Annotated in this window: 35 protein-coding genes; 5 read left to right on the forward strand and 30 right to left on the reverse strand. The window is 50.9% G+C overall.

The genetic code is table 11. The features are described 5' to 3' along the window. Positions 1–42: 42 nt before the first annotated feature. The 5 genes from AC5E51_RS14885 (at position 43) to AC5E51_RS14905 (ending at position 4,682) form a co-directional block, all read left to right on the forward strand. Positions 43–876 carry a TRAP transporter TatT component family protein gene (locus AC5E51_RS14885; protein ID WP_301376595.1) on the forward strand — a complete coding sequence of 278 codons (834 nt, stop codon included), beginning with the start codon at positions 43–45 and terminating at the stop codon, positions 874–876. 7 nt (positions 877–883) lie between these two features. Beyond that, on the forward strand, positions 884–1,876 hold the full coding sequence (locus tag AC5E51_RS14890; protein WP_301376594.1) for a TRAP transporter substrate-binding protein: 993 nt from the start codon (positions 884–886) through the stop codon (positions 1,874–1,876). After that, positions 1,876–2,355: a TRAP transporter small permease gene (locus AC5E51_RS14895; RefSeq protein WP_301376593.1), complete on the forward strand. Its 480-nt coding sequence runs from the start codon at positions 1,876–1,878 to the stop codon at positions 2,353–2,355. Before AC5E51_RS14890 ends, AC5E51_RS14895 begins: the two co-directional genes overlap by 1 nt. After that, entirely contained in the window at positions 2,352–3,632 is a 1,281-nt protein-coding gene (locus AC5E51_RS14900) for a TRAP transporter large permease (protein ID WP_068443312.1), read from the forward strand. The genes AC5E51_RS14895 and AC5E51_RS14900 overlap by 4 nt, the downstream gene beginning before the upstream one ends. A 180-nt stretch (positions 3,633–3,812) precedes the next feature. Continuing rightward, positions 3,813–4,682, forward strand: coding sequence for an alpha/beta hydrolase (locus AC5E51_RS14905; RefSeq protein ID WP_068442838.1), 870 nt, complete (start codon positions 3,813–3,815; stop codon positions 4,680–4,682). A 67-nt stretch (positions 4,683–4,749) separates the two neighbouring features. Here AC5E51_RS14905 and AC5E51_RS14910 read toward each other — a convergent pair whose 3' ends face one another. From AC5E51_RS14910 to AC5E51_RS15055, 30 genes are all read right to left on the reverse strand, one after another. Then, a complete protein-coding gene (locus AC5E51_RS14910; RefSeq protein WP_491778771.1) occupies positions 4,750–6,849 on the reverse strand; it encodes a TonB-dependent siderophore receptor in 2,100 nt (699 codons plus the stop codon). Positions 6,850–7,039: 190 nt separating this feature from the next. Next, the gene (gene rplQ / locus AC5E51_RS14915; RefSeq protein WP_068443309.1) at positions 7,040–7,432 is read right to left on the reverse strand and encodes a 50S ribosomal protein L17; all 393 of its coding nucleotides are present in this window, start codon (positions 7,430–7,432) and stop codon (positions 7,040–7,042) included. 19 nt (positions 7,433–7,451) lie between these two features. Beyond that, positions 7,452–8,453 carry a DNA-directed RNA polymerase subunit alpha gene (locus AC5E51_RS14920; RefSeq protein ID WP_068443306.1) on the reverse strand — a complete coding sequence of 334 codons (1,002 nt, stop codon included), beginning with the start codon at positions 8,451–8,453 and terminating at the stop codon, positions 7,452–7,454. 22 nt (positions 8,454–8,475) lie between these two features. Continuing rightward, complete coding sequence (gene rpsD, locus AC5E51_RS14925) at positions 8,476–9,096, reverse strand: 30S ribosomal protein S4 (RefSeq protein ID WP_068441860.1); 621 nt, start codon at positions 9,094–9,096, stop codon at positions 8,476–8,478. Between the two features lie 12 nt (positions 9,097–9,108). Further along, positions 9,109–9,498: a 30S ribosomal protein S11 gene (rpsK, locus tag AC5E51_RS14930; RefSeq protein WP_068443303.1), complete on the reverse strand. Its 390-nt coding sequence runs from the start codon at positions 9,496–9,498 to the stop codon at positions 9,109–9,111. 78 nt (positions 9,499–9,576) lie between these two features. Beyond that, complete coding sequence (rpsM, locus tag AC5E51_RS14935; protein WP_068440841.1) at positions 9,577–9,933, reverse strand: 30S ribosomal protein S13; 357 nt, start codon at positions 9,931–9,933, stop codon at positions 9,577–9,579. A gap of 123 nt (positions 9,934–10,056) precedes the next feature. Next, positions 10,057–10,170, reverse strand: a complete 114-nt coding sequence (gene rpmJ / locus AC5E51_RS14940) for a 50S ribosomal protein L36 (RefSeq protein WP_068440836.1) — start codon at positions 10,168–10,170, stop codon at positions 10,057–10,059. Between the two features lie 27 nt (positions 10,171–10,197). Beyond that, on the reverse strand, positions 10,198–11,526 hold the full coding sequence (gene secY / locus AC5E51_RS14945) for a preprotein translocase subunit SecY (RefSeq protein ID WP_068443300.1): 1,329 nt from the start codon (positions 11,524–11,526) through the stop codon (positions 10,198–10,200). After that, positions 11,526–11,960 carry a 50S ribosomal protein L15 gene (gene rplO / locus AC5E51_RS14950; RefSeq protein ID WP_068443054.1) on the reverse strand — a complete coding sequence of 145 codons (435 nt, stop codon included), beginning with the start codon at positions 11,958–11,960 and terminating at the stop codon, positions 11,526–11,528. The genes secY and rplO overlap by 1 nt, the downstream gene beginning before the upstream one ends. A gap of 1 nt (position 11,961) precedes the next feature. Next, entirely contained in the window at positions 11,962–12,147 is a 186-nt protein-coding gene (gene rpmD / locus AC5E51_RS14955; RefSeq protein WP_068443059.1) for a 50S ribosomal protein L30, read from the reverse strand. A gap of 6 nt (positions 12,148–12,153) precedes the next feature. Beyond that, on the reverse strand, positions 12,154–12,666 hold the full coding sequence (gene rpsE, locus AC5E51_RS14960; protein WP_068443062.1) for a 30S ribosomal protein S5: 513 nt from the start codon (positions 12,664–12,666) through the stop codon (positions 12,154–12,156). A gap of 10 nt (positions 12,667–12,676) precedes the next feature. Beyond that, a complete protein-coding gene (gene rplR / locus AC5E51_RS14965) occupies positions 12,677–13,027 on the reverse strand; it encodes a 50S ribosomal protein L18 (RefSeq protein WP_068443064.1) in 351 nt (116 codons plus the stop codon). A 10-nt stretch (positions 13,028–13,037) separates the two neighbouring features. Then, positions 13,038–13,571, reverse strand: coding sequence for a 50S ribosomal protein L6 (gene rplF, locus AC5E51_RS14970; RefSeq protein WP_068443067.1), 534 nt, complete (start codon positions 13,569–13,571; stop codon positions 13,038–13,040). An 11-nt stretch (positions 13,572–13,582) separates the two neighbouring features. Beyond that, positions 13,583–13,975 (reverse strand): 30S ribosomal protein S8, encoded by a 393-nt coding sequence (gene rpsH, locus AC5E51_RS14975; protein ID WP_068443069.1) that lies wholly within the window; start codon positions 13,973–13,975, stop codon positions 13,583–13,585. Positions 13,976–14,143: 168 nt separating this feature from the next. Continuing rightward, the gene (gene rpsN / locus AC5E51_RS14980; RefSeq protein ID WP_068443297.1) at positions 14,144–14,449 is read right to left on the reverse strand and encodes a 30S ribosomal protein S14; all 306 of its coding nucleotides are present in this window, start codon (positions 14,447–14,449) and stop codon (positions 14,144–14,146) included. A 10-nt stretch (positions 14,450–14,459) separates the two neighbouring features. Next, complete coding sequence (gene rplE / locus AC5E51_RS14985) at positions 14,460–14,999, reverse strand: 50S ribosomal protein L5 (protein ID WP_068443294.1); 540 nt, start codon at positions 14,997–14,999, stop codon at positions 14,460–14,462. 17 nt (positions 15,000–15,016) lie between these two features. Then, positions 15,017–15,331 (reverse strand): 50S ribosomal protein L24, encoded by a 315-nt coding sequence (gene rplX, locus AC5E51_RS14990; RefSeq protein ID WP_068443291.1) that lies wholly within the window; start codon positions 15,329–15,331, stop codon positions 15,017–15,019. An 11-nt stretch (positions 15,332–15,342) separates the two neighbouring features. Then, positions 15,343–15,711: a 50S ribosomal protein L14 gene (gene rplN, locus AC5E51_RS14995; RefSeq protein WP_068438793.1), complete on the reverse strand. Its 369-nt coding sequence runs from the start codon at positions 15,709–15,711 to the stop codon at positions 15,343–15,345. 31 nt (positions 15,712–15,742) lie between these two features. Then, the gene (rpsQ, locus tag AC5E51_RS15000) at positions 15,743–16,009 is read right to left on the reverse strand and encodes a 30S ribosomal protein S17 (RefSeq protein WP_068443283.1); all 267 of its coding nucleotides are present in this window, start codon (positions 16,007–16,009) and stop codon (positions 15,743–15,745) included. A 2-nt stretch (positions 16,010–16,011) separates the two neighbouring features. Beyond that, positions 16,012–16,203: a 50S ribosomal protein L29 gene (gene rpmC, locus AC5E51_RS15005; protein WP_068443280.1), complete on the reverse strand. Its 192-nt coding sequence runs from the start codon at positions 16,201–16,203 to the stop codon at positions 16,012–16,014. Next, positions 16,203–16,616: a 50S ribosomal protein L16 gene (rplP, locus tag AC5E51_RS15010; RefSeq protein ID WP_068443279.1), complete on the reverse strand. Its 414-nt coding sequence runs from the start codon at positions 16,614–16,616 to the stop codon at positions 16,203–16,205. The genes rpmC and rplP overlap by 1 nt, the downstream gene beginning before the upstream one ends. A gap of 12 nt (positions 16,617–16,628) precedes the next feature. Next, positions 16,629–17,315: a 30S ribosomal protein S3 gene (gene rpsC / locus AC5E51_RS15015; RefSeq protein ID WP_068438036.1), complete on the reverse strand. Its 687-nt coding sequence runs from the start codon at positions 17,313–17,315 to the stop codon at positions 16,629–16,631. Between the two features lie 12 nt (positions 17,316–17,327). Further along, positions 17,328–17,660, reverse strand: coding sequence for a 50S ribosomal protein L22 (rplV, locus tag AC5E51_RS15020; protein WP_076517284.1), 333 nt, complete (start codon positions 17,658–17,660; stop codon positions 17,328–17,330). A 13-nt stretch (positions 17,661–17,673) separates the two neighbouring features. After that, a complete protein-coding gene (rpsS, locus tag AC5E51_RS15025) occupies positions 17,674–17,949 on the reverse strand; it encodes a 30S ribosomal protein S19 (protein ID WP_068443276.1) in 276 nt (91 codons plus the stop codon). A 17-nt stretch (positions 17,950–17,966) separates the two neighbouring features. Beyond that, entirely contained in the window at positions 17,967–18,794 is an 828-nt protein-coding gene (rplB, locus tag AC5E51_RS15030) for a 50S ribosomal protein L2 (RefSeq protein ID WP_068443273.1), read from the reverse strand. 14 nt (positions 18,795–18,808) lie between these two features. After that, a complete protein-coding gene (gene rplW, locus AC5E51_RS15035; RefSeq protein ID WP_076517283.1) occupies positions 18,809–19,105 on the reverse strand; it encodes a 50S ribosomal protein L23 in 297 nt (98 codons plus the stop codon). After that, positions 19,102–19,704: a 50S ribosomal protein L4 gene (rplD, locus tag AC5E51_RS15040; RefSeq protein WP_068438476.1), complete on the reverse strand. Its 603-nt coding sequence runs from the start codon at positions 19,702–19,704 to the stop codon at positions 19,102–19,104. Before rplD ends, rplW begins: the two co-directional genes overlap by 4 nt. A 3-nt stretch (positions 19,705–19,707) precedes the next feature. Continuing rightward, positions 19,708–20,340, reverse strand: coding sequence for a 50S ribosomal protein L3 (rplC, locus tag AC5E51_RS15045; RefSeq protein WP_068438473.1), 633 nt, complete (start codon positions 20,338–20,340; stop codon positions 19,708–19,710). A 102-nt stretch (positions 20,341–20,442) separates the two neighbouring features. Then, positions 20,443–20,754, reverse strand: a complete 312-nt coding sequence (rpsJ, locus tag AC5E51_RS15050) for a 30S ribosomal protein S10 (RefSeq protein ID WP_068443270.1) — start codon at positions 20,752–20,754, stop codon at positions 20,443–20,445. Positions 20,755–21,082: 328 nt separating this feature from the next. Beyond that, positions 21,083–21,198, reverse strand: a 116-nt coding sequence (locus AC5E51_RS15055; protein ID WP_490364192.1) for an EF-Tu C-terminal domain-related protein, incomplete at its 5' end; no start/stop codon positions are given.

A 21,198-nucleotide genomic window follows, 5' to 3' on the forward strand; every position in this document is an offset into this window, starting at 1 on the left:
GGCCAGTGTACAATCGCCACACACTTTTTTGGCGACGGCACCATGAAATCAATTACCGTTCTCGCACTTTCTCTTCTGCTGGGTGCATGCTCTGTGACCCAGCTGCCTGACAATCTGTCTCGTGCGATGCTTAATCAGGACGACCCGGAAGTCGTTGCAGACGGCGCCCCAGCGTACCTGCTGATGCTGGATGCACTGATCCTTACTTACCCTGAAAACGAACGATTCCTGCTGGCCGGCGCGCAACTCTACGGTGCTTACGCTGGCGTCTTCGCTCAGGACGAAGTTCAGGCACAATCGATGGCAGACAAGGCGCTGGAATACGCCAGGCGCGCATTGTGTGAGTACGACAGCGATGCCTGTGATCTCGTTGATGGCCCAGCCGACGAACTGAAAAAAGGCCTGGCTCTGAATTACGACGAAGACGATGTCGATATTTTCTACGCCTACGGCGCCGCCTGGGCAGGCTGGATACAGGCTAATAACAGCGACTGGAACGCGATTGCCCAGGTGAGCAAAGTAAAGAATCTGATGGAGTGGGTTGAAAGCTACGATGAGGGCTATGACAACGCCACGGTTCAGGTATACCTGGGCGTACTGACGACTCAATTACCTCCGTCGGTTGGCGGTAAGCCGGAGATCGGTAAAGCGCATTTCGAGAAAGCCATCGCCCTGAGCGACGGTAAGCACCTGATGGCGAAAGTACTTTATGCCAAACAGTATGCCCGCCTTATGTTCGAGCAGGAACTTCACGATGATCTGCTTCAGCAGGTCATTGACGCAGACCCTTATGCCGAAGGGCTGACACTTATTAACCGTCTGGCCCAGCGTCAGGCTGACCGTTTACTAGCAGAATCCGCCGACTACTTTGAGTGAGATGACTATGAGAATTTTTGCATTCCTCCTGCTGCTGGGCAGCTTGCTTGCCCCAGCTGCACACGCCGCCACACTGAAAATAGCCACGCTGGCGCCCGACGGCACCAGCTGGATGAAAGTAATGCGTCAGGCCGCTGCTGACATCAAAACGGAAACTGAAGGCCGGGTAAAAATTAAGTACTTCCCGGGTGGCGTTCAGGGCAGCGATAAAAGTGTTCTGCGTAAAATGCGCATTGGCCAGCTTCAGGGCGGCGCCGTTGCGACCGGCTCACTGATTAATATTTCACCGGCCTCTCAGCTTTATAACCTGCCCTTTACTTTCCGTACACTGGAAGAAGTACGTGCTATCCGCGAAGAGTTTGATCCCTACATTGTCAGCGAGCTGGCGAAAAAAGGTTACGTTGTTCTGGGGATTTCTGAAGCGGGCTTTGCTTACATGATGTCTGATGAACCTATCCGTACGTCTGACGATGCCCGCAAACAGAAAGTATGGGTACCTGAAGGCGATCTGATCGGTGAAACTACGTTCGAGAACGGTGGTGTTGAACCGATTTCCTTGCCTCTCTCTGATGTTTATACCAGCCTGCAAACAGGCCTGATCGATACCATCGTAGTAAATGCCTCCTCAGCCATCGCCCTGCAGTGGCACACCAAAGTGAACTACGTGACCGACTTCCCGCTGCTGTTCCTGACCGGCACCATCATCGTTGATCAGAAAGCATTCCGTAAAATCAGCACCGAAGATCAAGCAGTCGTTAAACGCATTATGGCCGAAGCCTTTGCCTCCATGGATGCTCAGAACGAAAAAGACGAAGCCGGCGCCCGCGATGCACTCGCTCAGAATGGTATCGAGTTTGTTGAACTGTCAGAAGAAGACAAGCAAGCCTGGGAAGAACTGGCGACTGGCGTTGTCGACGAACTGGCAAGCAAAGAGATTTATCCTGTTGAAGTCTTTAAGCGTTTACAGCAACGTCTTGAAGAGATGCGTCAGGAGCCTTAATGAAACGACTGGTTCAGTGGCTGCACCGTCTTGAAGACAGCGTGCTGGTCTTGCTTCTGCTCGCGATGATTATTCTCGCGGGCTACGACATTCTGGCCCGCTCAATTTTTGGCGGTGGTGTCTCATGGATTCCGCCCCTGTTGCGCGTCATGGTGCTCTGGATTGGCCTGCTTGGTGCGTTACTCGCCACCCGCTCGCGTGAACATATCAGCATCGACCTGATATCTAAGCTGGGCGGCCCGACACTGAACCGTATCGCTTCAACCGTCACTCTGTTGTTCGCCGCTATCGTCTGCGGCCTGGTTGGCTGGTACTCAGGACAGTATGTACAACTTGCTTTTGAATTTCAGGATATTGCCTTCGCCGATATCCCAGCCTGGCCGCTGCAACTCATCATTCCGTTTACATTTGGTTTAATGGGCCTGCGTTTTTTCATTCAGGGCATCGCCGCTGCGACCGGTAAGGAACTGACTGCATGAGTATTCTCGTTACGGCACTCCTGCTGTTACTTGCACTGGCGGGTGCCCCTCTGTTTGCTGTGATTGCCGCATCAGCCATGTGGGGGTTCTTTCAGACCGAGGTCGATCTCCAGGTGATGGCGGTTGAGATTTACCGGGTTGCCGAAATGCCGGTTCTGATTGCTATTCCGCTATTTACCTTTGCTGGTTACCTGATGGGTGAAAGCAAGGCGCCTCAACGACTGGTGCGCATTACAGATGCCTTTCTTGGCTGGATGCCCGGCGGGCTGGCCATTGTCGCTCTGGCAGCCTGTGCGCTCTTTACGGCGTTTACCGGCGCATCGGGCGTTACCATCGTCGCTCTGGGTGCATTACTCGTTCCAGCGCTCAAGAAAGCCGGTTATCGGGAGAACTTCAACCTCGGCCTGGTAACTACGTCAGGCTCTCTCGGCCTACTGTTTGCGCCGTCACTACCATTGATTCTGTACGGTGTGATTGCCCAACAGATGTCGCTGGAGACGCCTGTCAGCATCGATGACCTCTTCCTTGCTGGTATTCTGCCGGGCTTATTGATGCTCACCGCACTGTCGATGTACAGCGCATGGCAATCGCGTCACCTGCCAAAGTCGAATCACACCTTCGATCGCGCTGAAGCCTGGGCAGCTATCAAAGACAGCGCATGGGAAATTCCCCTGCCGTTTGTCGTTCTGGGTGGCATCTACGGCGGCTTCTTCGCCGTTTCTGAAGCAGCAGCCATCACTGCCTTCTATGTACTGATAGTTACCGTGATTATCCGCCGGGAAATTACCTTTACTCAGCTACCTGTAGTGATGCGAGACTCAATGAAGCTGGTTGGTGCTATCCTCCTGATCCTGGCAGTATCACTGGCATCAACCAACTACATGATTGATGCAGGCGTCCCTGAAAAAGTCTTTGATACGATTCAGGCACACGTCACAGACGGTTTCACTTTCCTGTTGTTGCTGACCATCTTCCTGCTGATTCTCGGCATGATGCTGGATATTTTTTCTGCCATCGTGATCATGATTCCGATTATTCTGCCAATTGCGGTACAGTACGGAATCCACCCGATTCACCTGGGCATACTGTTCCTGGCAAATATGCAGCTTGGATACTTTACTCCTCCGGTCGGGATGAACCTGTTTATTGCGAGTTTCCGTTTTAATAAACCAGTAATGACGTTATATCGAGCGACCTTGCCGTTCTTCTTTATTCTGCTGGCAACCGTTCTGATCATTACTTACTGGCCGGGATTAAGTCTGCTTCTTGTGGAGTGACGACATTTCATGATGAATGCCTGACCCTTCTTTACCGCGCCTTGCCCCTGTTTACCGAGGCCAGGCGTAGAGTAAAAGTCATTGGCATCTGCCATGTTCATGATCGCCACTTCATAGCGGCACCCAATTTAAGCGGGCCCCTGTTTCAGGGTTGCCCGCTCTTTTTTTGAGGTACATAACATGTCGATCATGCAGTCTGTTATGCGTCGGCTGGTCACTCTGACCGTCAAATCGCAGCTGAACCCCAGGGTTCCGGTCACCACTCAGCGTAAACGGCTCGACCTGCTGCGCTTTACGCCGATGCCGGGGGGAATAAAAGAATCCCATACCGAGCTTGCCGGTATCCCAACACGCCGTCTGACACCAACGCCCTGCCACGGTGCCATCCTGTATTTGCACGGGGGAGCTTATTGCACTGGCTCACCAGACAGCCACAGGGAAATGGTTGCCCGTATCGCGCGTAGCACTGAGCGTGAGGCCTTTATTCTTGATTACAGGCTTGCCCCTGAGGCTCCCTACCCCGCAGCGCTTGATGATGCCTTAGCAGCCTATACAGATCTCCTGTCGCGTCATCAGGATATCGTCATCATGGGTGACTCCGCTGGCGGTGGCCTGGCGATGGCATTAGCCGAAGCAATCAGCAAAACTGACTATGCCCAGCCCAATGCTATGGTGTTAATGTCCCCCTGGTGCGACCTGACCTGTAGCGGGCCGACCATCGACAGCAACAGGAAAATCGATCCTATGCTGCACCCTTTATGGCTGACTTCATCAGCTGAAATGTATGCCGCCAGTACAGCAAAAGACGAACCGGGGTTATCTCCCCTGTTTGGGGACATGAGCGGATATCCGCGTACGCTGATTCAGGTAGGATCTGATGAAATTCTGCTGTCCGACTCAACCCGTGCTGAGAGCGCAATGAAGGAGGCGGGGGTCGACGTCACACTTCAGGTTTCTGAAGGTATGTGGCATGTATTCCAGTTCCACGCCGCCTTCCTGAAACCGTCAAAGAAAGCTGTGTATAGAATCGGCGAGTTTTTGCGCCAGTAAACCTGCATAAAAAATGCTGTACTGAGGCTAGCCCAGTACAGCATTCTTTATTGTTACATCGACTGAATCAGAACGAGTAATTGAAGGTCAGGTTCGCATTACGCGGGGCACCATAGATAGCACCTGACTGAATACCCGTCACGTACTTCTCATTCAGAATATTATCTACGTTAAGTTTCAGCTTCGCCTGATCATTGAACGTATAAGCTGCGAATGTATCCACCACCATGTAAGCGTCCTGCTTGTTTTCATTTTCTTTGTAGGCATCAGACTTCCAGGTAGCCTTCGCGCCCAGACGTACCGCCGGTGCAAACGGCAATACCGAATCGTAACGCGCCTTCCATACAGTGCGAGGAATCCAGGTAGACGTGTTATCGCCACTATCATCAGTAACACGAAGACGAGTAACACCAACGGCCAGATTAGACTCCTCTGTTACCTCACCGGCGATCTCTGCTTCAAAGCCTTTCGAATTTACGTCGGCTGGTACGTAGTAGGTTGTCGTATCCTCACGTTGGCCACCAACAATCGCTACCCCTTGCTGCCCTGCCTTGAATACCGCAAAGGTTGCGAGAACACGATCATTGAAGAACTCGGCTTTTGCTCCAGCCTCATAGTTCACACCCTTCATTGGATCAAGATAGTCACCGTTGATGTCGCCGTTATCCTGATTCTGATAAATATCAGAATAAGAAACATAAGTGGTAAAGTCGTCACTGACATCCCACGTCAGTCCTGCATAAGGGCTGGCTTCTTCAAGGTCCGGGTAATAAGTGCTCTCTGTGGTAGAACCATAGATAGAGCTGCCCTCTCGCTTCAGTTTAATAACGTTAACACCCGCGATTAGATTAAGCGTATCGGAAAGACCGAATCGTGATGAAGCATAAAAACGACTCAGTGATTTTTCACCGTCTCCGCGTTTCTCTTTTAAGCCGAATTCCGGCTCTGGGTAATCATCGCCGTCATAGTCGTCAAACGCTGGATATGGAAGAAAACCGCCAGACAGTACGGGACGGTTGTACGTCGTATTTTCATCTTCAATCTGGCTGACACCCACGAGAACACTGTGATAATTACCGAAGGCTTCAAACTCACCAGAGAGGTTCACATCAAATACGAGAGACGACTTTTCTGTATAGCCAGCGTAAGGCCAACCCACCAACCCTGTGTTGTCGTCATTCAAGCCGCCGCCGAGGGTGTAAGCGTACAGAAGGCGACTCTGACCATCGTAGCTGTTTGCATGAACGCTGGCTTTGGCTTCCCAACCAGATCCGAGGTCATGAAGGTACTCAACGAACATGTTCCGGCTTTTCGAATTCCAGTAGGTCCAGTCAGCAGAAGGCGAAGACGAAACATCAAAGTCAGCATAACCGCCATTAGCGTAATTAAGCGTAAGAGATCCCCACATCGGTGAATCCTGCTCGCTGTTCTGGAAACTTGAACCGAAGGTCAGAATGCCGTTACTACCAACCTGGCCATCAACTACCCAGTAGAGAGAAGTACGACGGGTTTCAAGATCCCGAATGTGGGAGTTCTTGTTTTCCTGAACCGCGACAACACGGCCAGCCCAGCGACCATCACTCGTAAGCACCTTGTTACCGTCTACGCCCAGACGCACCTGATTATAAGAACCTAGCGTAAACAGAATTTCCGCTTCGTCCTCATTAGTCGGACGCTTACGCACATAGTTAATCGTACCGGATGAATTACCAACACCGGTTAACAGTCCATTCGCACCCCTGACCAACTCAATACGTTCAAACAAGAAAGTGTCCTGCTGTCCCAGAACGGTACCGTAATCGTTACCGGTACCCAGACCGTCTACCTGCGTCAGCTGAATCTCAAAGCCTCGTGCATTATATGAGGTACGATTTGTTTCATATTCCTGAACATCAATACCGTTCATCATTTTTAACGCATCATTGGTTCCAGACGCGTCGTAAAGATCCATTGCTTCGTCATCGAGAATCGTAATCGACTGAGGTGTCTCTTTGAGAGAGAGTGGCAGGCCGATTGCGCCCTTAGAAACCCGATCGTCCCGAGCCGCAGTAATTGAAACAGCATCAAGTTCTACCGACTGATCCGAAGAACTTTCCTCGGCGTACACGAGCTGAGAGAGTGTGGTGGCCAGGATCGCGGCCGCAAGTGGAGTGCGAATACTAAACATATTTACTGCCTTCAGTGAGAAGTTAAAACTCAGGCGCAATCAGTCTGCACCATAAGAACGGCAGTGATTCTAACGATTGGAGACCTTATCGTAAAGGCGAATCATTCGTATTATGCTTTTGTTTTGATAGGGTATTCGCCTACAAAAAAACCCGCACTAGGCGGGTTTCTTTAAACTGAAGTACATCAGCTTAGTCTTCTGTGACTACGTCTTCTGCTTCAACAACAGGACGGTCAACCAGTTCAACGAACGCCATAGGCGCGTTGTCACCGGCACGGAAGCCACATTTCATAATACGAATGTAGCCGCCAGGGCGGTTCTGGTAACGAGGACCAAGATCAGTAAACAGTTTACCTACTGCTTCTTTGCTGCGAGTGCGAGCAAAGGCCAGACGACGGTTAGCAACTGAATCAACCTTAGCAAGGGTGATCAGTGGCTCAGCTACACGACGCAGCTCCTTCGCCTTAGGCACAGTAGTCTTGATGATTTCATGCTCGAACAGGCTCACAGCCATGTTTTTAAACATAGCCTGACGGTGTGAGCTTGTGCGATTGAAGTGGCGACCACTTTTACGATGACGCATGGTTTTATTCCTTCACTACTTACGCAAGAACTTTGTCGTCGTTGCGGAGACTGGCAGGTGGCCAGTTCTCAAGGTGCATACCCAACGACAGTCCGCGTGATGCGAGAACGTCTTTGATTTCGGTCAAAGACTTCTTACCCAAGTTAGGTGTCTTCAGCAGCTCAACTTCTGTGCGCTGGATCAGATCACCAATGTAGTAGATGTTTTCAGCCTTCAGACAGTTAGCAGAGCGAACGGTCAGCTCCAGATCGTCCACTGGACGCAGGAGAATCGGATCGATCTCTTCTTCTTCACGAACCTGTTCAACGACTTCGTCGTTCTCGAGGTTAACGAAGATAGCCAACTGCTGCTGCAGGATGGTCGCGGAACGACGGATTGCTTCTTCCGGATCGATAGTGCCATCAGACTCCAGATCGATGATCAGCTTATCCAGGTCAGTACGCTGTTCTACACGAGCGCTTTCGACGCTGTAAGAAACACGTTTAACCGGGCTGTAAGTTGCATCGAGCTGCAGTTTGCCAATCGCCTTGGTCTCTTCATCGTTCTGATTGCGAGCTTCAACAGTCTCGTAACCACGACCTGAATCGATCCGAAGGGTCATTTTCAGTTCAGCGCCTTCACCCAGGTGGGCAATGACGTGATCTGGGTTGGCAATTTCAACACCATGATCCAGTTGAATATCAGCAGCTGTCACTGTACCCGGACCAACTTTGGTCAGAGTCAGGTTCGCCTCGTCACGTTCATGTAATTTGACCGCTACACCTTTGAGGTTCAGCAGGATTTCAATTACATCTTCCTGAACGCCGTCGATAGCGCTGTACTCATGGAGTACACCTTCGATTTCACATTCGGTGATTGCTGCGCCTGGCATAGACGACAGCAGGATACGACGTAACGCGTTACCCAGAGTATGACCAAAACCACGCTCCAGCGGCTCAAGTGTTACCTTGGCATGGGTACCGGATACTTCGTCCACCTGGATGTTACGAGGTGTCAAAAATTCATTCACTGCACGCTGCATAGCTGCCCCTTAAGTTCCTCTATTACTTAGAGTAAAGTTCCACGATGAGGTTTTCGTTGATCTCTGCTGGGAGATCAGCGCGCTCAGGAACTGCTTTAAAAGTTCCTTCCATCTTGCCGGCATTCACATCAATCCAACCGCAGTCAGCACGCTGACCAGCCAGATCGAGTGCAGTCTTGATGCGATCCTGAGACTTTGACTTCTCACGGACAGCTACCACATCACCGCCTTTAACCTGGAAGGAAGGAATGTTAACGGACTGACCATTAACAGTGATTGCTTTGTGAGACACCAGCTGACGTGCTTCAGCACGGGTAGAACCAAAGCCCATACGATAAACAACGTTATCCAGACGTGATTCCAGCAGCTGCAGCAGGTTTTCACCGGTTGCACCTTTACGACGAGCAGCTTCTTTGTAGTAGCTACGGAACTGCTTCTCGAGGATGCCATAGAGACGACGGACTTTCTGCTTCTCACGAAGCTGCAGACCGTAGTCAGACAGACGACCACGACCAGCGCCATGAACGCCAGGCTTGGTTTCTAATTTACATTTTGTGTCCAGAGCACGGACGCCACTTTTCAGGAACAGGTCAGTTCCTTCACGACGCGCGAGCTTACACTTAGGACCAATATAACGTGCCATTATTGAGCCTCCTTATACGCGACGTTTCTTAGGTGGACGACAGCCGTTATGTGGGATCGGAGTAACATCAGTGATGTTAGTGATCTTGTATCCACATGCATTCAGGGCACGAACAGCTGATTCACGACCTGGACCAGGGCCTTTGACCTCTACATCCAGATTCTTCAGGCCGTACTCTTTAGCGGCTTCTCCTGCACGTTCTGCAGCAACCTGTGCGGCAAACGGCGTGCTCTTACGTGAACCACGGAAACCTGAACCACCTGCGGTTGCCCATGAGAGAGCGTTACCCTGGCGGTCAGTGATGGTCACGATAGTATTGTTAAAAGAGGCGTGGATGTGCGCGATGCCATCGACGACCGTCTTTTTAACTTTTTTCTTCGTTGATCTTTGTGGCTTAGCCATTTTTAAATCCTGCTTTTAATATCAACACTGCAACAAGTCGAATGCAGCTACACTAAAAGAGCAGATCCGGGTAATAAATTACTTACGGATCGGCTTGCGCGGACCCTTACGGGTACGTGCATTAGTTTTAGTACGCTGACCACGAAGTGGCAGACTGCGACGGTGGCGGATACCACGGAAACAACCCATGTCCATCAGACGCTTGATGTTCATCTGAGTCTCGCGACGCAGATCACCTTCAACTGTGAACTTACCTACTTCGTTACGAACAACATCGAGCTGATCTTCGCTCAGGTCACCAATTTTGGTGTCTTCAGCGATGCCAGTAGAGGCACAAATCTGCTTCGCAGTCGTCTTACCAATGCCATAGACATAGGTCAGAGAAATAACTGCATGCTTGTTGTCAGGAATGTTGACACCGGCAATACGGGCCATGTCTAACTCCGTTACACTTACTTAATGAAAGGGCGGCGAATACTACAGGTCGCCTGCTTAAAAAGCAAGCGACCTGATTTCAGCCACCCGGCCTTGTCAGGATTGACCTGACTCGTCAGAGGATTAGCCCTGACGCTGTTTGTGCTTAGGATCTGTACAGATCACTCGCACACTGCCGTTACGGCGAATGATTTTGCATTCACGGCAGATTTTCTTTACAGATGCACGTACTTTCATGACGTTCTCCTGTATACGGTGCACGCCTTATCGGCGAGTACCATATTGATGTAAATTAGACTTCTTCATCAGAGATTCATACTGATGAGACATCAGGTGCGATTGAACCTGAGCCATGAAATCCATCACGACGACGACCACAATCAGCAGCGAGGTGCCACCGAAGTAGAACGGCACGTCGGCACCAATAACCAGCAGCTGAGGCAGCAGACATACAGCGGTGATGTACAGAGAGCCGAACAGTGTCAGGCGACCCAGTACTGTGTCGATGTAGTTTGCAGTCTGCACACCTGGGCGGATACCCGGGATAAATGCACCAGACTTCTTCAGGTTTTCAGCCACTTCACGCGGATTAAACATCAACGCGGTGTAGAAGTAGCAGAAGAAGATGATGCCTGCAGAGAACAGCAACAGATAGAGCGGCTTATCAGGGGCCAGCAGCATGCTGAAGTCCTGAAGATATTCAGCCATCACACCTTCACCCTGACCGAACCACTGACCGAGAGAGGCCGGGAACAGCAGCAGTGATGAAGCAAAGATCGCTGGAATTACGCCTGCCATATTCAGCTTAAGCGGCAGGTGGCTGGTTTGAGCAGCAAACACCTGACGACCCTGCTGTCGCTTAGCATAGTTTATAGTAATCCGGCGCTGACCACGTTCTACGAACACGACAAACGCGATTACCGCAACTGCAAGCACAGCAATACCGAGCAACAGAGCGATGTTCACCTCACCCGTACGGGCAGATTCGAACGCTTGTGCCAATGCTGATGGCAGACCGGCCACAATACCGGCAAAAATAAGAATAGAAATACCGTTACCGATGCCGCGCTCAGTTACCTGCTCGCCCAGCCACATCATGAATACCGCACCAGCCACGAATGACGGGATAGCTGCGATATAAAAATCTGGACCGGTTGAAAAGGTTACACCCTGGCTCGCCAGACCTGCGGATACACCGAAGGCCTGAAGAGTTGCCAGGAGTACAGTTCCGTAACGGGTGTATTGGGTAATCTTACGACGCCCCGCCTCACCTTCTTTCTTAAGCTGCTCAAGCTGTGGGCTCACCGCGGTAAGCAACTGCATGATAATCGACGCAGAGATGTAGGGCATGATACCCAGCGCGAGAATACTCATACGCTCCAAAGCACCACCAGAGAACATATTGAACATCTCCAGGATCGTGCCCTGGTTCTGATCAAACAATCTCTCGAGTGCCTCTGGATTCATCCCTGGTACCGGAATATGGGTACCAATGCGATATACAATAATTGCCAGAATCACAAAACGGATGCGAGCCCAAAGCTCGCCCATTCCGTTCTGCATCCCTGCCGGGAGTGAGCCTTGCTTAGCCATTAGTCTTCGACCTTACCACCCGCTGCTTCAATAGCAGCTTTAGCGCCTTTAGTAACTTTAAGACCTTTAACGGTCACAGCTTTGCTGATTTCGCCAGACAGAATTACGCGAGCCTGTTTAATTTTCTCGCCAATTACGTCAGCAGCTTTCAGCGCTGCCAGATCGACAGTTTCACCTTCAACCAGAGTCAGTTCGTTGAGACGAATCTCAGCAACGTACTGTGCCTGACGTGAAGTGAAGCCGAACTTAGGCAGACGACGGTGGATTGGCATCTGACCGCCTTCGAAGCCTGGAGCTACTTTACCGCCAGAACGTGATTTCTGACCTTTGTGACCACGGCCGCCGGTCTTACCCAGACCAGAACCGATACCACGACCAACACGCTTAGCAGTAGGCTTAGAACCAGGAGCCGGGCTCAATTCGTTGAGACGCATATTACTCCCCTTCTACCTTAACCATGTATTGAACTTGATTGATCATGCCGCGCACAGAAGGAGTATCTTCCAGCTCAACAGTGTGACCAATACGACGCAGGCCCAGACCTTTCATGGTCTCGCGGTGCTTTGGCAATTTGCCAATAGTACTGCGGGTCTGGGTAACTTTTACGGTTTTCTTAGCCATGTCAGATTACCCCAGAATGTCTTCAACTGACTTGCCACGCTTCGCTGCAACCTGCTCTGGTGATTTCATCTGCGCCAGACCATTAAAGGTCGCGCGAACTACGTTCACCGGATTAGTTGAGCCATAGCACTTGGCCAGTACGTTTTTAACACCAACCATTTCCAGAACGGCACGCATCGCACCACCGGCAATAATACCGGTACCTTCAGATGCAGGCTGCATGAAGATGCGCGAACCTGAGTGCACGGCCTTAACCGGGTACTGCAGAGTCGAACCGTCCAGCTGGACGTCGATCATGTTGCGCTTAGCCTGTTCCATTGCTTTCTGGATTGCAGTTGGTACTTCGCGGGATTTACCACGTCCAAAGCCAACGCGACCGTTGCCATCGCCTACCACAGTCAGAGCTGTGAATGCGAAGATACGACCACCTTTAACTACTTTGGCTACGCGGTTCACCTGAACCAGCTTTTCCTGCAGTTCGCTTTCGTTACGTTCGTTGTTACGTTCGTTATTCGCCATGATCTACCCCTTAGAATTCCAGGCCGCTTTCACGAGCCGCGTCAGCCAGAGCTTTAACACGACCATGGTATTTGAAACCGGAACGATCGAACGCTACTTTGGTCACGCCAGCCGCTTTCGCGCGCTCTGCGATCAGTTGACCAACTTTGGTAGCTGCAGAAACATTACCAGTGATTTCGCTACGCAGATCAGCTTCTACAGTAGAAGCAGTTGCCAGTACGGTTGCGCCGTTAGCAGCAATGACCTGAGCGTAGATGTGTCTTGGTGTGCGGTGTACGCACAGACGTACCGCGCCTTTGTCACGGATGTTAGTCCGTGTTTTCGCGGCACGGCGCAGACGAGCTTTTTTCTTCTCATTCATGGCCTAGCCCTTACTTTTTCTTGGCTTCTTTACGACGCACATTTTCATCAGCATAACGAACACCCTTACCTTTATAAGGCTCTGGTGGACGATAGCCACGGATCTCAGCAGCAACCTGACCAACCTGCTGTTTGTCGATACCTTTGATAACGACTTCAGTCTGGCTTGGGGTTTCGGCAGTTACACCTTCAGGCAGTGCATAATCAACAGGGTGAGAGAAACCCAGTGACAGATTCAGAGTCTTACCAGATGCTTTCGCACGGTAACCAACACCCTGAAGAATCAGTTTCTTCTCAAAACCAACGCTGACACCGGTAACCATGTTGTTAACCAGTGACCGGAAAGTACCGGCGAGGGCGTTAGCCTGTTTGTCGGCAGACTTAGGCGCGAACTTCAGTTCGTTCTCTTCCTGGCTGATTGCCACAGAAGCGTGAACGTCGAGTTCAAGCTGACCTTGCTTACCTTTAATTGTGATCTTGTCGTCAGCCAGCTTGACTTCAACGCCAGCTGGAATTGCGACAGGAGCTTTTGCTACGCGAGACATCGATAGACTCCTTAGAATACGGTCGCGATGACTTCGCCGCCAACACCCGCAGCACGGGCAGCGCGGTCAGTCATTACGCCTTTCGAAGTTGAAACGATGGCAACGCCCAGACCAGCCTCTACTTTAGGCAGCTCGGTAGTACCACGGTACTGACGCAGACCAGGACGGCTAACACGCTGAATGCGCTCAATAACCGGCTTGCCTTCGTAGTATTTCAGGTCGATAGTCATAGTAGGCTTAACCTCACTATCGACAGAGAAGCCAGCGATGTAGCCTTCAGATTCGAGAACCTGAGCCACAGACTTCTTAATTTTTGATGACGGCATGCTTACATTCGTGTGACCAGCTTGCTGGGCATTACGAATGCGGGTGAACATATCCGCCAACGTATCTTGCATACTCATTTGTATATTCCTCGGTTGTACAGCGCCCCTCTCCCCATGCCCATCCGGAAAAAATCCTGAGACGACAATACTCCGCCGATCCAAGCTGCATTGCAGAACAAGGATTTGGCAGAGTAAAGAGAAGCGCACCTGAAATCAGGCGCGCATTCTACACGAGTTGGGAATTGCTTACCAACTAGCTTTTTTCAGACCTGGCACGTTACCTTTCATGCCTTCTTCACGCAGTTTAATACGTGACAGCTTGAACTTACGGTAAACGCCGTGCGGACGGCCTGTCATCTGACAACGACGCTGCAGACGGCTTGGTGACGAATCACGTGGCAGCTGCTGCAGAGCCTGTTGTGCGTTCCAGCGATCTTCATCAGAAGACGCTGGGTTTTTGATGATGGCTTTCAGTTCTTCGCGCTTGGCAGCGAACTTGGCAACCAGTTTTTCACGCTTCAGCTCACGCTGCTTCATGCTAATTTTGGCCATGATTCACTCCTCAGTTGCGGAACGGGAACTGCAGCGCTTTCAGCAAAGCGCGGCCTTCATCGTTTGTTTTAGCCGTAGTGGTGATGGTGACATCCATACCGCGAACCTTGTCTACTTTATCGTATTCAATTTCCGGGAAGATGATCTGTTCCTTCACACCCATGCTGTAGTTACCACGACCGTCGAATGACTTAGGGTTAATACCACGGAAGTCGCGCACACGTGGCAGAGAGATGTCTACCAGGCGATCCATGAATTCCCACATACGGTCACGACGCAGGGTTACTTTACAGCCAATCGGCCAGCCTTCACGGACTTTAAAGCCCGCGACTGATTTACGTGCCTTGGTAACGATCGCTTTCTGACCGGCAATTGCTTCCATATCAGCAACTGCGCTGTCCATCAGCTTCTTGTCACCCAGCGCTTCACCAACACCCATGTTCAGGGTAATTTTAGAAACGCGCGGCACTTCCATTGGGTTTTTGTAACCAAACTCTTCAGTCAGCTTGGCTACTACTTCATTCTTGTACAGGTCTTTTAAACGTGACATAGCAGTATCCAGTCCTATCAGGCGTCAACTTGATCGCCAGTAGATTTGAAGATACGTACCTTGCTCTCGCCTTCAACTTTGAAGCCAACACGGTCAGCTTTCTCAGTCTTAGGGTTCCAGATCGCAACGTTAGAAACCTGAATGCTGGCTTCTTTTTCAACGATGCCGCCTGGCTGCTGCAGGTACGGGTTTGGTTTCTGGTGTTTTTTCACCATGTTAATGCCAGAGACAATCAGACGACCGTCAGCCAGTACCTTCTGTACCTTGCCGCGCTTGCCTTTGTCTTTACCGGCGATAACAACTACTTCGTCATTTCTGCGAATTTTCAACATTTCACTGCTCCTTAAAGCACTTCAGGCGCAAGGGAAATGATCTTCATGAACTGCTCAGAACGCAGTTCACGAGTCACAGGGCCGAAGATACGTGTGCCAACTGGTGCGTTCGACGCATTCAGCAGTACCGCAGAGTTGGTGTCGAAACGGATGATTGAACCATCCGGACGACGTACGCCTTTACGGGTACGAACAACAACTGCGTTCATCACCTGGCCTTTCTTAACTTTACCGCGTGGAATTGCTTCCTTTACGGATACCTTGATCAGGTCACCGATGCCGGCATAACGACGATGAGAGCCGCCCAGTACTTTAATGCACTGAACACGCTTCGCGCCGCTGTTGTCGGCAACGTCAAGCATGGATTGTGTCTGGATCATGCCTATCGCTCCTAACTACGTGCGCCCGGTATTAAACCTTGGCGGCGCGCTCGTCGATTGATACCAGCGCCCAAGTCTTGTTTTTAGACATAGGACGCGACTCTTTTACAGTAACGGTGTCGCCAATCTGACACTCGTTGTTGGCATCGTGTGCCATTACTTTCGTGGAGCGCTTCACGAACTTTTTATAGATCGGGTGCTTCACGAAGCGTTCAACCAGCACAGTCACGGACTTGTCCATCTTGTTGCTGACAACGCGACCGCTCAATGTGCGGGCAGTTTTTGTGTTCTCAGTCATGGTCATTCACCTGCCTTACTGGCCAACACGGTTTTTACACGGGCAATATCACGACGAGTTTCGCGCAGCAGGTGGGTTTGACCCAGCTGGTTAGTCGCTTTGCTCATACGCAATTTGAATTGCTCGCCCAACAGTTCTTCAAGCTGAGATTGCAGCTCAGCTACTGACTTTTCTTTCAGTTCACTTGCTTTCATCACAGCACCGTCCGTTTAACAAACTGTGTTTCAAATGGCAGTTTGGCGGCAGCCAGAGCGAAGGCTTCACGTGCGAGTTCTTCCGACACACCTTCCATCTCATACAGGACTTTGCCTGGCTGGATCTGGCAAACCCAGTATTCAACGTTACCCTTACCTTTACCCTGACGAACCTCAAGAGGCTTCGCAGTGATCGGCTTGTCCGGGAAAACGCGGATCCAGATTTTACCACCACGTTTAATTTTACGAGTCATCGCACGACGCGCTGCCTCGATCTGACGTGAAGTCATACGACCACGGCCAGTAGCTTTCAGTGCGTACTCACCAAAGCTAACCTTGGAGCCACGAATGGCAAGACCACGGTTACGGCCGGTCTGGACTTTACGGAACTTGGTACGTTTTGGTAACAACATTACTCAATCCCCTTATGAACGGCCTTTTTTCTTACCCTGGTTCTTAGCGCGCTCACGAACTTCTTCGATACCGCCCAGAATCTCACCTTTGAAGATCCAGACTTTCACGCCAATAACACCGTAAGTAGTGTGTGCTTCGTAAGTCGCGTAATCGATATCTGCACGCAGAGTGTGCAGAGGAACACGACCTTCGCGGTACCACTCTGAACGAGCGATTTCAGCACCACCTAAACGACCGCCCACCTGGATCTTGATACCTTGCGCACCGCCACGCATTGCGTTCTGCACCGCGCGCTTCATAGCACGACGGAACATCACACGACGCTCAAGCTGGTTTGCAACGCTCTGTGCTACCAGTTTGGCATCCAGATCCGGTTTACGAACTTCTTCAATGTTGATGTGTACCGGAATACCCATCAATTCACTGACATCTTTACGCAGAACTTCTACGTCTTCACCTTTCTTACCAATCACAATGCCTGGACGGGCAGTGTGAATAGTAACTTTGGCGTTTTGCGCTGGACGCTCAATAACGACCTTGCTCACTGAAGCTTTTTCAAGACGCTTTTCGATCAGAGAACGAACAGCGATGTCAGCCAGCAGGTTGTCGGCGTACTTATCCTTACCGGCATACCAGACCGAGTTATGGTCCTTAGTGATACCTAAACGGATACCGGTTGGATGAACTTTTTGACCCATCTGACCAACTCCTTATTCTGAAACTTTCACAGTGATGTGACAGGTACGTTTGAAGATACGGTCCGCACGGCCTTTAGCACGTGGACGGATACGCTTCATAGTCATACCTTCATCAACGAATGCGGTGGAAACACGCAGCTCATCGACGTCAGCACCGTTATTGTGCTCAGCATTGGCGATGGCAGACTCCAGCACTTTCTTAACCAGGTCCGCACCCTTAGTGGTGCTGAAGCTCAGGATATCCAGTGCTTCGGCAACCTTTTTACCGCGGATGCTGTCAACAACCAGGCGACCTTTCTGTGCAGACAAGCGAGCACCACGTAATACAGCGGCTACTTCAGACATATCTATTCACCCCTTAACGTTTGGCTTTCTTATCCGCAATGTGACCCTTGTAGGTACGGGTCAACGCGAATTCGCCGAGTTTATGACCAACCATGTCTTCAGTTACGAAAACAGGCACGTGTTGTTTGCCGTTATGTACGGCGATCGTCAGTCCTACGAAATCCGGGAAGATCGTAGAACGGCGAGACCATGTCTTGATCGGACGCTTGTCGTTAGCCTCAAGAGCGGTCTCTACCTTTTTCATCAAGTGGTGGTCGATAAATGGACCTTTTTTCAATGAACGTGGCACAGTTCAATCCTCTCTATTTATTTCGCAGAACGACGGCGTACGATCAGCTTGTCGGTACGCTTATTCTTACGAGTCTTGTAACCCTTAGTCGGAACACCCCAAGGAGTAACCGGATGACGACCACCAGAGGTACGACCCTCACCACCACCGTGTGGGTGATCGACAGGGTTCATTACCACACCGCGGACGGTCGGACGGATACCACGCCAGCGGGAAGCACCAGCTTTACCCAGCTCACGCAGAGAGTGTTCAGAGTTACCAACTTCACCCAGTGTTGCGCGGCAATCTGACAGCACTTTACGCATTTCGCCTGAACGAAGACGCAGTGTGCAGTAGGTACCTTCACGGGCAACCAGCTGAGCAGATGCACCGGCAGAACGAGCCATCTGGCCGCCTTTACCTGGCTTCAACTCAACGTTGTGAACAGTACTACCCACTGGAATGTTACGCAGTGGCATAGCGCTACCTGGTTTAATAGGCGCGTGTTCACCTGAAACAACCTCGTCACCTGCAGTCAGACCTTTAGGTGCAAGGATGTAGCGACGCTCACCGTCTGAGTACTTCAGCAGGGCGATGTTTGCGCTACGGTTCGGATCGTATTCCAGACGCTCAACAACAGCAGGAACACCATCTTTGTTACGCTTGAAGTCAACGATACGGTAATGCTGCTTGTGACCACCACCGATGTGACGAGTAGTGATACGACCGTTGTTGTTACGGCCACCGCTCTTTGACTTCTTCTCCAGCAGACCCGCAAAAGGCTTACCTTTGTGCAGTTCGCTGTTTACGACTTTAACCAGATGACGACGGCCAGCTGAAGTCGGTTTAGTTTTCACCAATGCCATGACTTAAGCTCCTCTTATTCCGCGTCAGCGAAGTCGATGTCTTGACCAGGCACGAGACGTACATACGCTTTGCGGATGTCGTTACGCTTACCCATACCGCGAGCGGTACGCTTGGTCTTACCTTTAATGTTGACGGTCTGTACGGACTGAACTTTCACTTCGAACAGAGCTTCAACAGCCTTTTTGATCTCTGGCTTAGTTGCGTCAGGTGCTACACGGAACACGTACTGACCAGCTTTATCTGCCAGGATGGTCGCTTTCTCAGAAATGTGAGGAGCTACCAGTACTTTGTAGATACGTTCACGGTTCATGCGTAAGCCTCCTCAAGTTTCTTAAGGGCCTGCACGGTTACCAGGATCTTGTCGAAAGCGATCAGGCTGACTGGATCAACACTGCTTGCTTCGGTCACACCAACGTGTGGAACGTTGCGTGAAGCCAGGTAGAGCTTTTCATCGACATCATCAGACACGATCAGAACGTTATTCAGCTCAAGCGCGTTCAGCTTTTTCACAAAATCTTTGGTTTTGTGAGTGTCAACTTTGAAGTCGTCCGCTACAACCAGACGTTCCTGACGAACCAGCTCAGACAGAATTGACTGCATCGCAGCGCGATACATCTTCTTGTTTACTTTCTGCTCGTAGTTACGTGGCTTAGCAGCAAAGGTAACACCACCTGAACGCCAGATAGGAGAGCTTGCAGTACCAGCACGTGCACGACCAGTACCCTTCTGACGCCAAGGCTTCTTACCACCACCGGCTACTTCAGAACGGGTTTTCTGAGCTTTAGTACCCTGGCGACCGCCTGCAAGGTATGCAGTAACAATCTGATGAACCAGAGATTCGTTGAATTCGCGAGCAAAGGTAGCGTCAGAGACTGCTACAGCTGCACCAGTATTCGTTTTCAGTTCCATTGCTTACCCCTTAGCCTTTACAGCTGGTTTAACAATTACTTCGGAACCAGTCGCACCTGGCACAGCACCTTTGATCAACAGCAGATTGTTCTCGGCATCAACCTGAACAATTTCCAGCATCTGGGTAGTCTGCTTTTCAGCACCCATGTGGCCTGCCATTTTCTTGCCTTTCCATACGCGACCCGGGGTCTGACACTGGCCAATAGAGCCAGGCGCACGGTGAGACAATGAGTTACCGTGAGTTGCATCCTGGGTAGAGAAGTTCCAGCGCTTAACGCCACCCTGGAAACCTTTACCTTTGGTCGTACCAGTCACATCGACTTTCTGACCGGCTTCAAACTGTTCAACGGTCAATTCCTGACCCAGCTCAAAACCTTCCTCAGTACGGAACTCAATAAGACCCTTACCAGCTTCAACGTTTGCTTTCGCAAACTGGCCAGCTTGAGGCTTAGATACGCGAGACGCTTTCTTCTCGCCAAATGCAATCTGAACAGCACTGTAGCCATCAGTTTCAGGTGTTTTCACCTGAGTAACGCGGTTAGGCGTCACCTGCAGTACAGTTACAGCGACAGATTGACCTGCTTCAGTAAATACACGGGTCATACCCGCTTTTTTACCGACAATACCAATTGCCATGTTGTTTTCCTCTCGTGTACGGGGCTGATACCCGCTATGGCCGCCCTTGTTTCAATAGAGATTACGGGCGTTACACAGAGCCTTAGGACAAATCCTTACGGATTAGCCGAGGCTGATCTGAACTTCCACACCGGCAGCCAGATCAAGTTTCATCAGCGCATCTACAGTTTTTTCTGTAGGCTCAACAATGTCGAGCATGCGCTTGTGCGTACGGATTTCGTACTGGTCACGCGCGTCTTTGTTAACGTGCGGTGAAACCAGAACGGTATAACGCTCTTTACGAGTAGGCAGTGGAATAGGACCACGTACCTGAGCGCCCGTACGCTTAGCCGTATCGACAATTTCCTGAGTCGAAGTATCGATCAGGCGATGGTCGAACGCCTTCAGACGGATACGGATTCGTTGGTTTTGCATACCAAACTCCAGTTAATGTGCTTGAGCTTGCGGTTTCCCCAGATAATAGGGGACGCGAATTGTAGGGGGAGTCAGGCGACGTGTCAACACGCTTAGAGAAATAAGCCAGAAGGGCTTATCTGGAGTTCAAAAAAGCCCGCACGGAGCGGGCTTTTTTAGCTGTAGGAGCGAAGCTTCTTCGCGAACACCGTATCAGCCGATACAGGCTCGCGGATAAGATCCCCTCCTACACTACACAGACAGATTATTGTTTCGGGCGTCCTGCCCTTCACCCCCTCACAAAACAAAGGGGGCCAGCCTCCGGCTGTCATAATTCGCTCCCAGCGAATTACTCAATAATCTTGGCTACAACGCCGGCGCCTACAGTACGACCGCCTTCACGGATCGCAAAACGCAGGCCTTCGTCCATCGCGATTGGAGCGATCAGAGTCACTTCCAGTGTCA

The organism is Thalassolituus sp. (assembly GCF_984348125.1).

Bases quoted from the DNA above. Each gene is read 5' to 3' on its own strand.
- AC5E51_RS14890 (WP_301376594.1), top strand. From the start codon at position 884: ATGAGAATTTTTGCATTCCTCCTGCTGCTGGGCAGCTTGCTTGCCCCA.
- rpsQ (WP_068443283.1), bottom strand. From the start codon at position 16,009: ATGACTGAGAACACAAAAACTGCCCGCACATTGAGCGGTCGCGTTGTC.
- rplR (WP_068443064.1), bottom strand. From the start codon at position 13,027: ATGAATGAGAAGAAAAAAGCTCGTCTGCGCCGTGCCGCGAAAACACGG.
- rplX (WP_068443291.1), bottom strand. From the start codon at position 15,331: ATGTTGAAAATTCGCAGAAATGACGAAGTAGTTGTTATCGCCGGTAAA.
- rpsK (WP_068443303.1), bottom strand. From the start codon at position 9,498: ATGGCTAAGCCACAAAGATCAACGAAGAAAAAAGTTAAAAAGACGGTC.
- rplP (WP_068443279.1), bottom strand. From the start codon at position 16,616: ATGTTGTTACCAAAACGTACCAAGTTCCGTAAAGTCCAGACCGGCCGT.
- rplV (WP_076517284.1), bottom strand. From the start codon at position 17,660: ATGTCTGAAGTAGCCGCTGTATTACGTGGTGCTCGCTTGTCTGCACAG.
- rpmC (WP_068443280.1), bottom strand. From the start codon at position 16,203: ATGAAAGCAAGTGAACTGAAAGAAAAGTCAGTAGCTGAGCTGCAATCT.
- rpsN (WP_068443297.1), bottom strand. From the start codon at position 14,449: ATGGCCAAAATTAGCATGAAGCAGCGTGAGCTGAAGCGTGAAAAACTG.
- rplC (WP_068438473.1), bottom strand. From the start codon at position 20,340: ATGGCAATTGGTATTGTCGGTAAAAAAGCGGGTATGACCCGTGTATTT.
- rpmJ (WP_068440836.1), bottom strand. From the start codon at position 10,170: ATGAAAGTACGTGCATCTGTAAAGAAAATCTGCCGTGAATGCAAAATC.
- rpsM (WP_068440841.1), bottom strand. From the start codon at position 9,933: ATGGCCCGTATTGCCGGTGTCAACATTCCTGACAACAAGCATGCAGTT.
- rpsE (WP_068443062.1), bottom strand. From the start codon at position 12,666: ATGGCGAATAACGAACGTAACAACGAACGTAACGAAAGCGAACTGCAG.
- rpmD (WP_068443059.1), bottom strand. From the start codon at position 12,147: ATGGCTAAGAAAACCGTAAAAGTTACCCAGACCCGCAGTACTATTGGC.
- AC5E51_RS14920 (WP_068443306.1), bottom strand. From the start codon at position 8,453: ATGCAGCGTGCAGTGAATGAATTTTTGACACCTCGTAACATCCAGGTG.
- rplQ (WP_068443309.1), bottom strand. From the start codon at position 7,432: ATGCGTCATCGTAAAAGTGGTCGCCACTTCAATCGCACAAGCTCACAC.
- rplO (WP_068443054.1), bottom strand. From the start codon at position 11,960: ATGCGTCTCAACGAATTGAGCCCGGCTCCTGGTTCTAAGCCTACTGCT.
- rpsJ (WP_068443270.1), bottom strand. From the start codon at position 20,754: ATGCAAAACCAACGAATCCGTATCCGTCTGAAGGCGTTCGACCATCGC.
- rpsH (WP_068443069.1), bottom strand. From the start codon at position 13,975: ATGAGTATGCAAGATACGTTGGCGGATATGTTCACCCGCATTCGTAAT.
- AC5E51_RS14905 (WP_068442838.1), top strand. From the start codon at position 3,813: ATGTCGATCATGCAGTCTGTTATGCGTCGGCTGGTCACTCTGACCGTC.
- AC5E51_RS14900 (WP_068443312.1), top strand. From the start codon at position 2,352: ATGAGTATTCTCGTTACGGCACTCCTGCTGTTACTTGCACTGGCGGGT.
- AC5E51_RS14910 (WP_491778771.1), bottom strand. From the start codon at position 6,849: ATGTTTAGTATTCGCACTCCACTTGCGGCCGCGATCCTGGCCACCACA.
- rplW (WP_076517283.1), bottom strand. From the start codon at position 19,105: ATGAACCGTGAACGTATCTACAAAGTACTGGTAGCTCCTCACATTTCT.
- rpsD (WP_068441860.1), bottom strand. From the start codon at position 9,096: ATGGCACGTTATATTGGTCCTAAGTGTAAGCTCGCGCGTCGTGAAGGA.
- AC5E51_RS14895 (WP_301376593.1), top strand. From the start codon at position 1,876: ATGAAACGACTGGTTCAGTGGCTGCACCGTCTTGAAGACAGCGTGCTG.
- rplB (WP_068443273.1), bottom strand. From the start codon at position 18,794: ATGGCATTGGTGAAAACTAAACCGACTTCAGCTGGCCGTCGTCATCTG.
- rplF (WP_068443067.1), bottom strand. From the start codon at position 13,571: ATGTCTCGCGTAGCAAAAGCTCCTGTCGCAATTCCAGCTGGCGTTGAA.
- rplN (WP_068438793.1), bottom strand. From the start codon at position 15,711: ATGATCCAGACACAATCCATGCTTGACGTTGCCGACAACAGCGGCGCG.
- rplE (WP_068443294.1), bottom strand. From the start codon at position 14,999: ATGTCACGTTTAAAAGACCTGTACAAGAATGAAGTAGTAGCCAAGCTG.
- AC5E51_RS14885 (WP_301376595.1), top strand. From the start codon at position 43: ATGAAATCAATTACCGTTCTCGCACTTTCTCTTCTGCTGGGTGCATGC.
- rplD (WP_068438476.1), bottom strand. From the start codon at position 19,704: ATGGAACTGAAAACGAATACTGGTGCAGCTGTAGCAGTCTCTGACGCT.
- rpsC (WP_068438036.1), bottom strand. From the start codon at position 17,315: ATGGGTCAAAAAGTTCATCCAACCGGTATCCGTTTAGGTATCACTAAG.
- secY (WP_068443300.1), bottom strand. From the start codon at position 11,526: ATGGCTAAGCAAGGCTCACTCCCGGCAGGGATGCAGAACGGAATGGGC.